This window comes from Vibrio sp. St2, from assembly GCF_947311885.1.
Classification (GTDB): Bacteria; Pseudomonadota; Gammaproteobacteria; order Enterobacterales; family Vibrionaceae; genus Vibrio; species Vibrio coralliilyticus.
The window spans coordinates 891,256-905,539 of sequence record NZ_CAMZNA010000001.1; the positions used below are offsets into that span (position 1 = coordinate 891,256).

General features: G+C 45.2%; 15 protein-coding genes. 7 read left to right on the plus strand and 8 right to left on the minus strand.

The window, feature by feature from the left end:
* The first annotated feature begins 22 nt into the window (after positions 1–22).
* Entirely contained in the window at positions 23–754 is a 732-nt protein-coding gene (locus QMA41_RS04230) for an ABC transporter substrate-binding protein (protein WP_038162350.1), read from the plus strand.
* Positions 755–815: 61 nt separating this feature from the next.
* Here QMA41_RS04230 and QMA41_RS04235 read toward each other — a convergent pair whose 3' ends face one another.
* On the minus strand, positions 816–2,015 hold the full coding sequence (locus tag QMA41_RS04235) for a hypothetical protein (RefSeq protein WP_281628943.1): 1,200 nt from the start codon (positions 2,013–2,015) through the stop codon (positions 816–818).
* Positions 2,016–2,152: 137 nt separating this feature from the next.
* On the opposite strand from QMA41_RS04235, the gene QMA41_RS04240 reads away from it, so the two are divergent.
* Positions 2,153–2,509: a hypothetical protein gene (locus QMA41_RS04240; RefSeq protein ID WP_064488995.1), complete on the plus strand. Its 357-nt coding sequence runs from the start codon at positions 2,153–2,155 to the stop codon at positions 2,507–2,509.
* A gap of 68 nt (positions 2,510–2,577) precedes the next feature.
* Complete coding sequence (locus QMA41_RS04245; RefSeq protein ID WP_082313724.1) at positions 2,578–3,177, plus strand: thiol:disulfide interchange protein DsbA/DsbL; 600 nt, start codon at positions 2,578–2,580, stop codon at positions 3,175–3,177.
* 34 nt (positions 3,178–3,211) lie between these two features.
* Here QMA41_RS04245 and QMA41_RS04250 read toward each other — a convergent pair whose 3' ends face one another.
* Positions 3,212–4,189 (minus strand): Gfo/Idh/MocA family oxidoreductase, encoded by a 978-nt coding sequence (locus QMA41_RS04250; RefSeq protein ID WP_281628944.1) that lies wholly within the window; start codon positions 4,187–4,189, stop codon positions 3,212–3,214.
* Entirely contained in the window at positions 4,186–4,485 is a 300-nt protein-coding gene (locus QMA41_RS04255; protein WP_006958993.1) for an antibiotic biosynthesis monooxygenase, read from the minus strand. The genes QMA41_RS04250 and QMA41_RS04255 overlap by 4 nt, the downstream gene beginning before the upstream one ends.
* Before the next feature lie 99 nt (positions 4,486–4,584).
* Here QMA41_RS04255 and QMA41_RS04260 point away from each other — a divergent pair, with 99 nt between their 5' ends.
* Both QMA41_RS04260 and QMA41_RS04265 read left to right on the plus strand, forming a co-directional pair.
* Entirely contained in the window at positions 4,585–5,475 is an 891-nt protein-coding gene (locus QMA41_RS04260) for a LysR family transcriptional regulator (protein ID WP_281628945.1), read from the plus strand.
* A gap of 46 nt (positions 5,476–5,521) precedes the next feature.
* Positions 5,522–6,208: a DNA-3-methyladenine glycosylase I gene (locus QMA41_RS04265; RefSeq protein ID WP_019275683.1), complete on the plus strand. Its 687-nt coding sequence runs from the start codon at positions 5,522–5,524 to the stop codon at positions 6,206–6,208.
* A gap of 1 nt (position 6,209) precedes the next feature.
* On the opposite strand, the gene QMA41_RS04270 is transcribed toward QMA41_RS04265, so the two are convergent.
* Complete coding sequence (locus QMA41_RS04270; protein ID WP_281628946.1) at positions 6,210–6,668, minus strand: MarR family transcriptional regulator; 459 nt, start codon at positions 6,666–6,668, stop codon at positions 6,210–6,212.
* Positions 6,669–6,787: 119 nt separating this feature from the next.
* On the opposite strand from QMA41_RS04270, the gene QMA41_RS04275 reads away from it, so the two are divergent.
* On the plus strand, positions 6,788–7,210 hold the full coding sequence (locus QMA41_RS04275) for an organic hydroperoxide resistance protein (protein WP_281628947.1): 423 nt from the start codon (positions 6,788–6,790) through the stop codon (positions 7,208–7,210).
* Between the two features lie 64 nt (positions 7,211–7,274).
* Here the strand turns inward: QMA41_RS04275 and metE are convergent, their stop codons facing one another.
* Positions 7,275–9,554: a 5-methyltetrahydropteroyltriglutamate--homocysteine S-methyltransferase gene (gene metE, locus QMA41_RS04280; RefSeq protein WP_281628948.1), complete on the minus strand. Its 2,280-nt coding sequence runs from the start codon at positions 9,552–9,554 to the stop codon at positions 7,275–7,277.
* Between the two features lie 276 nt (positions 9,555–9,830).
* On the opposite strand from metE, the gene metR reads away from it, so the two are divergent.
* Positions 9,831–10,742 carry an HTH-type transcriptional regulator MetR gene (gene metR, locus QMA41_RS04285; RefSeq protein WP_006959006.1) on the plus strand — a complete coding sequence of 304 codons (912 nt, stop codon included), beginning with the start codon at positions 9,831–9,833 and terminating at the stop codon, positions 10,740–10,742.
* Between the two features lie 31 nt (positions 10,743–10,773).
* On the opposite strand, the gene QMA41_RS04290 is transcribed toward metR, so the two are convergent.
* The 3 genes from QMA41_RS04290 to QMA41_RS04300 form a co-directional block, all read right to left on the minus strand.
* Positions 10,774–10,974 carry a DUF4250 domain-containing protein gene (locus QMA41_RS04290; RefSeq protein ID WP_019275688.1) on the minus strand — a complete coding sequence of 67 codons (201 nt, stop codon included), beginning with the start codon at positions 10,972–10,974 and terminating at the stop codon, positions 10,774–10,776.
* Between the two features lie 70 nt (positions 10,975–11,044).
* The gene (locus QMA41_RS04295; RefSeq protein ID WP_281628949.1) at positions 11,045–11,725 is read right to left on the minus strand and encodes a hypothetical protein; all 681 of its coding nucleotides are present in this window, start codon (positions 11,723–11,725) and stop codon (positions 11,045–11,047) included.
* A gap of 80 nt (positions 11,726–11,805) precedes the next feature.
* Positions 11,806–14,283: an EAL domain-containing protein gene (locus tag QMA41_RS04300; protein WP_281628950.1), complete on the minus strand. Its 2,478-nt coding sequence runs from the start codon at positions 14,281–14,283 to the stop codon at positions 11,806–11,808.
* Position 14,284: the final 1 nt, after the last annotated feature.

Genomic DNA, 14,284 nt, shown 5'->3' on the forward strand with positions numbered 1-14,284 from the left:
CAACTGAGATAAGGAAGAGTCAATGCACAATCTGAAACTGATGTTCTTTAGCCTAATGTTATTAGCGTTACCAGTCCGTGGAGATGTCCTCACTCTCACTTCTCTGGAATGGCCTCCATACGCTGGAAGAAGTCTCGATTCTCAAGGAGCTTCCGTAGCCGTTGTCAAAGCGGCTGTTGAAGCAATGGGGCATGAGCTGACCGTAGAATTTTACCCTTGGGAACGAGCCGTTCACCTTGCCAAGAATCAAGCCAAGTACGCTGGTTACTTTCCTGAGTACTATTTTGAGGCATCCGATCTAATCTTCTCAGAACCGATAGGAACAGGCCCTCTTGGCTTCGTTGAAAACAAAGCTAATCCGATATCATGGAGCAACTTGCAGGACTTAAAATCAACCAAAATTGGCGTGGTTCGCGGTTATGTCAACACCGAAGAACTCGACAGCATGATTGCCAGTGGCGCTCTTCAATCTGAAGCAGTAACCAGCGACAGTCAAAACCTGAAAAAAGTCTCAGGCCAACGTATCCCTCTCGCTGTAATAGATAGTAATGTTCTCAGCTATTTATTGGCCAGTGATAAGAGCCTCAAAGGAGCGAAGGACAAGTTACAGATGAACGCCAAACTATTGGAAGAAAAACAACTATTCATCGCATTTGGCAATGACGAAACTGGCAAGAAATGGAAATCGATCGTTGACCAAGGATTGAAAAAGATCGATGCCAATCAAATTATGTCTGATTACTTCAATAAATAACCTTTGTGTGACGTAAGCAAATGGGAGCGTTGCTCCCATTTGCCGTGTGTACCGACCAGAATCACAGATAACGACGACTGATCGCTGTCCATTCCCTATCACCTATTTTCTCACTTACTGCGTTAACAAACTCTGCAGATAAGCGTCCATCAGTTTCAAAGTTCAATTGACTCATCAAACTGTCTAGACTTGAGCCGGTGTGATTCAAAGCGGAATCCAATTCATACCAAAACGCAGAGCCTTTAAAGTAAAACAACGGGTAATATTGACCTGCCCCTTGTTCATTGTAGAGGCGGTTTGCTTCAACCAAGCCTGTTTTTGAGAAAGGAAACTTTTGAGCAAAGCTAAGCCAGAAACGAGTTGGCTCATCCGCAGCATAAGGCGTTGTTTGCAATGATTTTATCGCGTAATACTCTGCAAGACTTTCCGCAGCCCAAGTCGGCCTGCTGGCAGAATCTAAAACATGGACCGACTCATGCGCAGCAATCTTAAGAAGCATCTTCAGTGAAACTGGTGTGAGTTTTCCTTGCTCTAGCCAGGCATTAATCAAAATCATGTTCTGACCAGCGGCTCCACTTAAACTCCCTGATGAGCGGTCCTTTTTGAAGAACGCCATCTGCCAGTCTTGCCGCTGTGTATTAGAGAATACGCTGTTCAAGTAACGTAGCGATGTTTCCAATACCGGTTTCCATTGCTCTACTTGCTGCATCACTTGAGGCGCATCGCTAAAAACGGTCACTTTCTTATCATTAATGTTTAGTTCTGTACTTTCCATTCCCCAAACAACAAACAATGGTGGCTCTGATAACTCAGGAATCGTCCGGCAGTTCCGCTCAGGGGTACAAACACGAATCTCGCTACTCCCTTTCACGCGCGGCAGCGAATTCCACTCACTAATGAAATACCACCCCTCATCAATACTCCGGCTATCAATTTGTTGTGATATATCCATACCCTGTTCAGACGTGTGTTCCATTTTCAACGACCATTGAATTTGCTGGCATTTCTGAGGACTAGATTGGTCTAAAGCCGTGATCTTACCCGAAGGCAATTGGCACGATATCAACGGCTGGACCGCACTGGCTAAAGCACGAGCAGGTATTATCTCTACTTGCTCTAAACCACTCGTGTCCACTGTGACGATGACTTTATCAGCGTCATCGGGGTCGATAGATAATTGATAAGTCAGAGACGGTGCAGCGAACACCCCAGTTGACGCAAACAAAGCCAAAAAGAAAAAAGCATCTTTGAAGTTAAACATAAACGAGTGGAGTTGGAGAATTTGCTAGATAGGACATCCAGTGCATAAATAAAGTTCGACCAACAAAACGAAAAACTGAATATTTATCATCGCTGGCAAATCAGTTAACCTAGGCGCAATTCGCTTTTGGGTTCATTGTGTTGCTAAAGAATCGTTCATTACCTCTTGTTTTTCTTGTCACTTTCGTACTGTTCTTTGCTAGTGCAACAGTAGGCGTACAAGCTGGCGAAAAAGCATTAGTTGAGTTGACCCACAGTACTCTAAATCTAGAACGCCTCTCTCAAGTTCACCCGATTGAATGCCCCAAGCCTAATCACAGTGAGACTCAATCATCGCATCACTGCTGTGCCTCAGTTTGCCTACTGAAAGTACCTTATATCTCCGGACTCACATTAGCAGATGCCATCCCTACTTCACTGGCACTTATCAATCAAGATAAGGCCGAAAAAGCAGTGGCTCGAATTCAGACTCTGTTCCGCCCTCCTATTGCGTAATTCTTAATTTTCACGTTCAACTCCGGTTATATTCCGGCAACTAACTGTATCTATTAGGAATTTATTCAATGAAAAAACTATTCGCCCTATTTGCCACATTGGTATTTGCACTAGCCGCTAATGCCGCTAAGTTCGAAGAAGGAACCCACTACAAAGTGCTCGAAACGGACAAGTCGAAAACTCCGAAGGTCACCGAGTTCTTCTCTTTCTACTGCCCACATTGTTATAACTTTGAACCTGTGATCGATCGCCTTAAAACATCGCTTCCAGAAGGCGCACAATTCGAGAAAGTGCACGTTGCCTTTATGGGTAGCGACATGGCGATTCCAATGGCCAAATCCTACGCGACCATGGTAGCACTGGATGTAGAAAAGAGTTTGGTTCCGGCTATGTTTAAGCAGATTCACGAACGCCGTAGTGCACCGAAAGATGAAAAGGCACTTCGCCAAATTTTTATCGATAATGGTGTTGATGCTAAGAAATTTGACTCGGCTTATAACAGCTTTGTGGTGAATTCGATGCAAAAGAACTTCGACAAGCAATTTAAGCAAAGTACGCTGACAGGTGTACCGGGTGTGTTGGTTAATGATAAATACATTGTTAAAGCCGACAAGATTCGCTCATATGAAGAATATAATGAGCTGGTCAAATACCTGTTGACTCTGTAACAAGAAAGGCCAGAGCTATTGCTCTGGCCTGTTTCTATATTGAAGCTGCCTGTTCCCAGTCGGTTAGTAACTTCATTATCTGGTATGAATCTTCAAGGGTAGCACTTGGTCTACTCAAGCTCTTCTTACCCTCTTCAATGGCTTTGCGTATGTTAGCCACTTGATAGAAGAATCCGTCCCCTTCCGCCTCTACCTCTACTTGTCGCTGTGACATTTCATACACTTCCACACTGAACTGGTTGCTTCGGGTTGCCAACCAAGGGTTTGAATCGAGCGTGAGCGCCCCTTTACTTCCCAAAATCGTGAAACCATGTTTTAGGCCATGATCTTCCGCTGTGTGAACTTGAACTGTGAGAGCATCGCTAAAGCGAATTAACGCAGAAGATTCACAAATATTGCCATCCTGACCAAGGCGACCTAACGCCTGCATCGAGTAGTTATCGAATATTTGATCACCAAACTGCGATTGAAGAATCAAATGCACCAGAGACATTGGGTAACAGCCAAGATTGTATAGCGCACCTTTACTGCCCGGATTGGTAAACTGTGAGATCGCCGCGATATACGAGGCCTGAATTGAGCGAATTTCGCCAATAGTCCCTTGTTTCAGCTCTTCAAGAATAGCGCTCACCAGCGGATGGTTTAGGTACATCAAACCTTCAGCAAAGAAGACACCACTCTGTTTAACAGCATCTAGTGCCTGTTGCGTCTTTTCCATATCCACCGACAGGGATTTCTCGCACAGTATCGCTTTGCCTTTTTGCGCCGCTTTGACAACGTACTCATGGTGAACATGGTTAGGCAGTGCAATGTAGACGATATCAATTGCGTCATCATTCAAAAGTTCATCGTAGTTCGAATACGCTTTCTCTGGGCGATAGTTCGCCAAAAAATCATCTAGAGGCTGTTGAGAGCGCCCTGCTACTGCGTACAGCTCGCTGCCTTCATCATTATTGATCGCTTCCGCCATCACGCCTGATATAAAACTGGTTCCGAGTACACCCCATTTCATCCTGCTAGCTCTCCACTTTGCGATTCAAATACTTGCACTAAATCCGTTATGCCCAAGGCAATGAATGCTTGGGTATGAGGCATGGTAAAGTGCGCTTCAATCGCCGCTCTATCCTGATACCTTTCCCATAGAATGACACGGCTAGGCTCATTAAGATCGTACGTGGCTTTTGCTTGTAAGCAGCCCGCTTCACTTTCCATGTCGCGACAAAATTGCTCAATGGCATCTTGCGCATGTTGTATTTCCACTTCAGGCTTTATTTTCAGCTCTGCGGTCACGTAAATCATCTCAATCATATCGGCATTCTATTCATTATTCAGACTTCATAATGTAATTATCTCCGCTCAATTGATAAACTTGGCTTTAGTTGATTATTTGTAAACTCTGAGTGTTCAATGGACAAATTCACCAGTATGAAGGTCTTCGCTTACGTGGTCGAACATGGCAGTTTTCGCAGTGCCGCCAGCCACTTTGCTCTTTCCCCGACCATGATCAGCAAGCACATTAGCCATTTGGAAAATCATCTGGCGACTCAACTGATCCATCGGACCACACGCAAACAAACCTTGACCGAGTCAGGCCAGCTTTATTACAAAGAGTGCCAACGCATTCTTGAAGATCTCGCCAATGCAGAGAACCTGATTCAAACCTTAGAGAACAGCCCAAAAGGAGTGGTGAAAATCAATTGCCCAGTCACCTATGGCAATAAGGTGATCGCACCACTCATTGCTGGCTTTCTCGCGCAGCATCCGAACATCAATGTCGAGATGGAGCTCAGTAACGAACTGATCGACCCACACTTAACCGATGCGGATATGATGATTCGTATCGGTAACCTGGAAGACTCAGCGCTGGTCGCACGTTATCTTGGTGACTACACACTTATTTTTTGCGCTTCTCCAGCTTACCTTGCGGCACATGCCCCCATTCAGTCAGTGTCTGATCTTACTCAGCATCAATGTCTCGGCTTTAGTTACAGTGAAGGCAGTGCAAGCATAACGACACAAATTGCCAGTAGTGCCTTTCTACGCGGCCAAACCCGGCTTGCCTCAAACAATGGCGAGGTGTTGCGCTGTGCTGCCCTATCAGGAGCTGGAGTGATGCTGCAGCCTACCATTTTGGTTGAAGACGATCTCGCCAATGGTCGGCTAGTAGAAATTCTCAAACAAGACGTGCCTGCTCCCAAGCCTATTCACTTGCTGTACAAGAGCAAACGACTCTCTTTGAAAAATAGGACCTTTGCCGATTTCATCCTTAATAATTGCCGACAAGGTCAATTGAGATAAGGCATAACAGGCTGTTATGATAATGAAAAATAAAAGGATACAGCACATGACAGTTGAAAAGTTTGAACATATCTATCAACGAGCAGCAGAGCGTAAAGGTGGCGAAGACCAGTTGGAAGCCTTGCTTTCAACCCCACTGAGCAAAGAAGAAATTGCGGCCATTCCCAACGATCGCTGGCTATCTGCATTCAGTATGAAGGTATTTCAAAGTGGCATTTCATGGAGTGTGGTTCGAAACAAGTGGCCTAACTTTGAAGAAGTCTTCTTCGGTTTTAAGATCGAACCACTATTGATGTTGTCTGATGAGCAATGGGATAACAAAGCGGCGGATAAACGCATTATTCGCCATCACGCTAAAGTGAAATCCATACACGCTAACGCACAAATGATTCATGAAGCGTCTCTGGAACATGGATCTTTTGGTAAAATGATCGCCGAATGGCCAAGCGAAACCATTACTGAATTGTGGAGTTTCCTAAAGAAGAAAGGCAATCGACTTGGAGGTAACACCGGCCCATATAGCCTTCGCCAAATGGGTGTCGACACTTTCATTATGTCTGGAGATGTCGAAGCCTACCTAAGAAACTGTAAAATTATTGAAGGTGGTAGAGACACTAAACGCTCTCTGGATGCTGCCAATAAGGCGTTCGCCGAATGGCAACAACAAAGTGGGCGCAGCCTGACCCAAATCAGCCAGACGATTGCCTTTAGTTCAGGGGATAATCGCGTATAGCCTAGACTAGATTGTTCAGAACCTTCTCGCATAGTTGCTTAAGCGTCACCAGTTCATCGACCTCAAGATCAATTTTGCATCGCATCGCGTTAGGCACTGATTTCGCCGAATCCTTGAGCGCCTGACCAGCATTGGTCAGGTTAAGTACTCTTACACGCTCATCCTCTTGGCTTCTGCCTCTGGCAACAAACCCTTTCACTTCCAGCCTTTTCAGCAATGGGGTCAATGTGCCTGAATCAAGGTGGAGCCTTGCTCCCAAATCTTTTACGCTGGCGCCATCTTTTTCCCAAAGCAACATCATCACCAAATATTGAGAGTAGGTAAGATCCAGCTGTTCAAGCATAGGTCGGTAAGCACGAATTACCGCATTAGCCGCACTGTAAAGTGGGAAACAAAGCTGATTATCCAGCAATAGCTTCTCTTCATCCGTCATGTTTTCTACATTTTGGCACTTACTCATTCGACACCTATCAAACAAAAACAATTAAATTGCGCACAATATAGTTGCATTCCAGATAATTTTCGATCTAATATTGCAAGCAATTAAATTGTACACAATCAAAATAAAAGGAAGATGACATGACAACTCTATACAAAACTTCAGCTAAAGCGCTTGCAGGTCGTAACGGTCAAGTGAAAACTGACGATGGTTTACTTGATCTAGAACTTGCTTACCCTAAAGAAATGGGCGGCAGTGGCACAGCGACTAACCCAGAGCAACTATTTGCGGCTGGTTACTCTGCCTGCTTTTCTAATGCCATTTTGCACGTTGCTCGAGAAGCGAAAGTGGCGATCAGTCAAGCACCAGTCACTGCAGAAGTCGGGATTGGCCCAAATGATAATGGCGGATTTGCGCTGACTATTAGCCTCGCTGCAGAAGTGGATTTACCTCAGGAACAGGCTCTAGAATTGACTCGCGTTGCCCATCAGGTGTGCCCTTACTCTAACGCTGTTCGCGGTAATATTGATGTTCAAGTAACTGTGAATGGCGAATCTATCTAACTCTATCCAAACACAAAAATGCCGATCGATAGATCGGCATTTTCACATCAACGGTGTTCCTTCGTTACGCAAACTCTTTACGCAGTTTTTTCGCCGCCGACACCATATTAGCTAGCGACGCTTCTGTTTCAGCCCAGTTTCGTGTTTTCAAGCCACAATCTGGATTCACCCATAACCTTTTCGCTGGGATCTTCTCAGCCGCTTTGTTGATCAATCCTTCAATCCACTCCTCACTCGGGATGTTAGGCGAGTGAATATCGTAGACACCTGGGCCAATCTCATTCGGGTAATTAAACTCTTCAAACGCTTTAAGGAGCTCCATGTTTGAGCGCGATGTTTCAATCGTAATCACATCTGCATCCAGTGCTGCGACTGAGTCGATGATCTCGTTAAACTCTGAGTAACACATGTGCGTATGTATCTGAGTTTCTGGTTTTGCACTGGCTGCGGAAATTTTGAAAGCATCCACAGCCCATTCTAAATACTCTGCATGGTCACGTTTTTTAAGTGGCAAACCTTCACGAATCGCCGGCTCATCAATCTGGATGATATTGATGCCCGCATCCTGCAGATCAGACACTTCATCACGCAATGCAAGCGCTAGTTGATTGGTGATCTCCTTGCGACTGATGTCCTCACGAGAAAACGTCCAGCAAAGGATGGTTACAGGCCCAGTTAACATACCTTTCATTTGTTTGGACGTCAGCGATTGTGCATAAGTCGACCACTCAACGGTAATAGGCTTCTCGCGTTCAATGTCTGCAACGGCAATCGCAGGCTTCACACAGCGAGACCCGTAACTCTGAACCCAGCCAAACTTTGTTGTTTGAAAACCGGCCAAGTTCTCTGCAAAATACTCAACCATATCATTTCGCTCAGCTTCACCATGAACCAGCACGTCGAGATCCAATGCTTCCTGTCGCTTCACGGCGTCTTCGATATGCCCTTTTAGGGCTGCTACATATTCAGAGTCAGACAATTGACCAGTACGGTAAGCACTTCTCTGAACTCGTATTTCGTGAGTTTGAGGAAATGAGCCAATAGTCGTTGTTGGGAAAAGTGGTAAACCTAGCACAGCACTTTGATACTCTGCGCGTTCCTCATAGGGTGCGCTGCGCTCTGCCAGCGATTTGGTGATTTGATTTAATCGCTCCTGCACCTGAGGTTTGTTAACGTGTGTTGCTGTTTTTCGAGCCTCAATTGGAGCACTATAGACAACACATTCTTGAATGGCTTGCTGGTTGCCGTCCAGTGCTTTGCCTAACAAAGCAACTTCATGGACCTTCTGTTTGGCAAAGGCGAACCAACTGCGAACTTCTTCCGACAACGTAGGTTCAAGCTCTAAATCAACTGGGCTATGCAGTAATGAACATGAACTCGCGACCCATAACCTATCACCTAATTGCTGCTTAACAGGCTGCAAAAGCTCAAGCTGTGTGCTGAGATCAGTGCGCCAAACGTTGCGTCCATTAACCACGCCTGCGGACAGTATCCACTCTTTGGGCAAACGAGATACTACGGTGCTCAGTTGCTGAGGTGCGGCCGCTAGGTCAATATGCAAACCATCAACATCGAGTTCAACAATCTTATCTAATGTGTCATCAACGGAATCAAAATACGTTGTCAGCAGCACTTTTATGTCGCTGCGAATCACCTGATACGCGAGTTTGAATGAAGTTAACCAAGGTTTTTCGAGTTCTAGCGACAATACGGGTTCATCTATCTGCACCCATTCGACCCCTTGCTTAGACAGCTTTGACAAGATGTTCTGATAGGCAGTGAGAAGACGTGGTAGCAAGGTTAGGCGATCGAACCCTTCATCCACCTCTTTGCCAAGGTAAAGGTAGCTGATGGGCCCCAGTAGAACGGGTTTCACGTTGTAACCAGCTTTCGTAGCTTCGCTCACCTCTTCAAACAGTTGCGGCCAGCTGACGTCAAAACTATCGTCTTCACTGAACTCTGGCACAATATAATGGTAATTGGTGTTAAACCATTTGGTCATGTCTGATGCCGCAGAGCCATTACAATCGCAACTCACCTGCGACTGCCCACGCCCCACTTTGAACAAGGTATCCAGATCCGGGAAGCCATCGCGATGGCGTTTAGGCACATGGCCCAACAATAAAGTCGTGGTAAGTACATGGTCATACCATGCAAAATCACCGGCAGTAACGAAACTCAGATCTGCATCAGATTGCGTCTGCCAGTTCTTGTTACGTAGCTCAGCGCCAACGGCCTTTAGCTCAGCCTGTTCAATTTCACCACGCCAGTATTTCTCCAACGCAAACTTAAGTTCACGCTTTTCACCAATTCTTGGGTATCCCAAAATATGAGTTGTTGTCATAGCCCTAATCCTTCTGGTTTGTAATCGTAGATGCATGTTCTGTTCAGACGGCATAGAAGGCGTCTGGATGGCTAAACTATCTCGCCAACCTCATGACGGAACAAGTTCCAATTATTCAACCTGTTTATTAGATTATTTCATGTTACTTATGCTCTACATGTAAAAGCTCTATATTAAAAATCATTTAAATTTTTAGACGTCTAGATGTTTACACCCCTAAAAAATGCAGGTAAGTTAGTTATATTCATCATCAGTGACTACGGTTGAAGGGATTTCATGATTGAGCTTAAGCATCTGAAAACATTAGCAACGTTGCGAGATACGGGGTCGTTAACCGCCACCGCAACGACGTTACATCTGACTCAGTCAGCCTTGTCTCATCAAATAAAAGATCTCGAAGCCAGAATTGGCGGTCAGTTATTTCTGCGCAAAACACGCCCGGTAAGGTTTACATCTGAAGGCGAGATTCTTCTGAATTTGGCGGATCAAGTGCTGCCACGATTAGCCCGAGCAGAGAATGAACTTGCCAGCCTGAAAGAAGACGTCAATGGACGCCTGCACATGGCAATTGAATGCCACTCTTGCTTCCAATGGTTAATGCCAGCTTTGAGGGAGTACCAAGTTGCTTGGCCAAGCGTGACTCTGGACTTCTCATCGGGATTTGGTTTCGAGCCTCTGCCTGCGTTGATGAGTGGCGAGTTGGATTTAGTCATTACCTCGGATATCCAGCCTAGGTCAGAAGTCCATTACGAACCCTTGTTTGATTTTGAAATGCGCCTTGTCACCGCGACCAATCACCCATTGGCGGCAAACACATCTGTCGAACCAAGTGATTTGGAAAACGAAACCATGTTGTCTTATCCGGTACAAAAAAACCGACTGGATGTGGTGAAACATTTTCTCCACCCAGCAGGCATTGAACCAGCAAAATGGAAACAGGCTGACAACACTCTGATGCTAGTCCAAATGGTCTCAGCAGGCTTGGGAGTCGCCGCGTTACCAAACTGGGCCATCAGCGAATTCTCTCGTCAGGGGTTAATAACCAGTATTTCGCTTGGTGATGGTTTATGGCGACGCCTTTTCGCCGCGACTCGCAACTCAGACAAAGATAAACGTTACCTTCAGGCGTTTTTTAATACCGCACGACAGCAATCGAAGAGCCATTTAGAAGGGATAAAAACAGTATGAAAAAGGAGGCATTCAGCCTCCTTTTTACATGTTATCTGTCGTAAGATTTAAACTGATTGGTGAGAGGATCATACTGATAACCGAGGACATCGAGCTTGCCAATCACAATTTCGATATCCATTTCATACATGGTCACAAGCTCCTCAAAACTGTTACATTCCAATCTCAGCTTTTCGTTAACAATACCAAGCAAGATGACGCTATCTAATCTTCCAGCATTACTTAGATCCATAGCTACACTCCTGTGCTGATCACCTAACACAAGCGTAGCTTCAAATCCTCAAATTTAAAGTGAGCTGCTTCTAAAGAACGAACAAGCCTTGATTAAACGTTGTGGCCGAAACTAACGTCAGTAATGCTACTGCTAACTGAATTTTGTTGACGGTTTTCGACACAATGATGTGCCAACACCAGATGAGGACCGAAGTAATCAGAAGCGCAAAACCTACCAATAAAGGCTGAGTCGCCTGAGTTAAGGCGACTTCTTCTAGGCCAAAAGCTTTTAAGAGAATTGCTAGGCTCATCAACATTGCTGAGATAACACCCGTTACTGGCAAAATACGATGAAAAGCCTGAAGCCTAGTGCGAGCGACCGTAAGGAGTAAATGAGCAAACAGAGCGCCTAGAAGAATGATCTGAACAAATACGTTTAAACTTGCCGCTAAATCAGGCTGCTCACCAATGCCAATGGCGACATAAGCCAAGGCCAGACCATTAGCAAGGTACATCACCCACAATGGGCCTTGTACCCGAGTTTTTTTGGTCTGAACCTGCGAGTAAAAGTAAGCAATCGCAAACACCACCATCATGGCTTCGATTTTCAACGACGCGACGGCTAGCCACATAATGGCGAGTACGGGGAGTACTTTATGAATACGGCCTCGCTGGCCAGGACAAATATCCCCTTTGACTAAGATAAGCGTCAGAATCAACTGAACGCCTAAAAGCATAGGCGGAAACACTGCTAACAATTGCTGAACCATGGTGTGAGCTATCACTATTGTTTTTAATGGAAGCGGATAATAGCAGACTTGCTTAGATAAGTGCCACCAGCGATTCCTAGCTATTCGTTGGCAAAATGGCTGAGAAGATCCTGACTTGTGACCACACCCAAATACTGTCCGGTTTCGTTGACAACTAACCAAGGAGGCTTGATACCACTTTTTATCAATTCTGGCACTTCAGACATTTTTATCTGATATGAAGCACGATGGATGTCACGCCTCATCACCTGATTGAGTTTTCTCTTCAAAGCAACCAAATCTTTAGGCGTTTCCAGTTTTGTGCCGAGAGTTGTCGAGAGGTGATGATTCAGTTCTTCTCTACCAACAACTCCCACACAAGTGGTGCCATCAACAACAGGGATAACCTCGAGATTGTACTGCTTTGAGTCAAAAAGGTTTCTGGCAGCTTCTAATGTGTCTTGAGGCTCTAAGGTCGGTATATAAGTTTGCGTGATATTGAGGATCCCGACCTGCCGCATACTAGACGCTCTAGTGAGAAACTCCTCCAGCCTCTCACAATAACTCCAGGCACTTTCAAGCTGATCAATGGGCAAAGGTTTTGAGAAAAAGTAGCCCTGAATGTAATCCACACCAACACTGCAGATAACCTCCAACTCTTGTCGAGTCTCCACGCCTTCGGCTACTACTTTAACATTCAAAGTGTGCGCCAGCTCCGTGATCATTTTTACAATATGGTACTTGTGGGTCCCTACTCTTAAACCTGTGACGAACTCTCTATCGATCTTCAATAGGTCAAAATTACAGTCACTGAGGTAGCTGAAAGAACTGTAACCCGTCCCAAAATCATCTATCGCGACGCTGACACCTCTTCGTCGTATGTTTCTGATCAGAGAAGATTGCTCTGATTCGCTATCAAAGTAAGCGCTTTCTGTCAGCTCAATTGTTACGAGTTCAGGAGTTTTAGCGAACTTATGCACCAAATCATCTGCGCTCTGAAGCACTTCATCCGTTTCTAGCTTAGTGTTTAGAGAGCGATTGATCGTCATCCCTAACTTTTCACCATACCGCTCCTGAATCACGGATAAGTCTTCCAACGCTTTTCTTCCCACACACCAATCCAAGTCCGATACTAGATCTAGGTCTTCTGCGACAGTGACCATTTCCTGGGTATTGAGTATTTTTCCATTGGGAGCTTTAAAACGGCTTAACGCTTCAAACTTAACAATATCCCACGTTTTAACATCGACGATAGGTTGGTAATACACTTCTACAGCGTTGGAGCGAATCAGCTTAACAGCCCACTCTTCTAGCTCCTTACGACGTAATACCTCTCGGTGAATGGCACCATGATAAAAAGTGATGAGCCCACGGGCATCATTTTGCTGCTCTAGCATCGCTTGTACAGCATGCGAAACAAGTAATTTAGGGTTGTGTGTATCATGGCCCAGTACCGAGACACCTACTTTGCCGTGAACTATCGCCAAATGGATCTCTTTGCCTGCCTTTTGGTTCAGCGAACTAAAGAAACGTCGGATGGTTTGGTGAATAATCCTGACCTGAGAAGGACCAGGCCGTTTCTCACACTCTAAGCAGGCGACAAAGTGGTTGTTACCAATATAACCGACCTGTTGAGCATTGCGATTTCTCGCCAAATGTTCTGACAATACCGACTTGTGCTCAAAATCATCCTCACTATTAAATTTAGGCACAAAAGCGACGACCATACTTATATGCTCTTCGGCTTCGTCCATCCATCGGCTCGCCACTGATTGAGTAAACTGCTGCTCAGTAGGGAGCTGAGTCAAAAGCTCAACCCCACCATGCTCGACATCCGCCACCCGATAGAGGTTTTTAGACAGATCTAAATACCAACCCACATAAAATATATTTTCGCCTAAAGAGAACTTTTGAACGGTTAAGTCTTGTGGGATCGTGTTACCTGATTTGGTTTTAATAAGAATAACACCAGACCAAAAACCTTTTCGCGCGACCTCTTTCCAGAGATTTTGATAGTAATCTTTGCTGTGCTTACCCGAGTCCAGCTTGTCGAGATTTCTTCCTGCCAAATCGGGATGCGAGTACCCTGTGTGCTCTTGAAAATAGCTATTGCAGGCAATGACGTTTTTTTCAGAGTTGGCGATTACAACACCATGGTGAGGATTATCAAAAAGTTGCTCGAACAATTGACTTACGAAGTCACTGTTTTTGTCAAAAGTCACCAAAGGCGCCAAGTGACCGAGCACGCGCCCTTGTTTGTCACCATTAAAGGTAAACTCGACATAGCTGACCTTGCCCTGATCTAGATTTAAGCAACAACTAAATCGCCTCTTTTGAAGTGATTTATGGGCCTCTTCGAACTGTTTAACAAGTGCAGACTGGTCTTGGTAGCTCAAGCAAGATAGTAAAAAGTTGTTGGTCAGATTAGGAAAGTCAGACTGAAACAACTGCACACACTCATCGCGCTCTATTGAGAAGTGGTGAGATTCTGCTTCCCACCGCCATTCAATAGAATTTAGCTCAGCTTTACCTTTAACATACGATTCAATCGAACCACGAGAACGGAGATCTCCCAACATC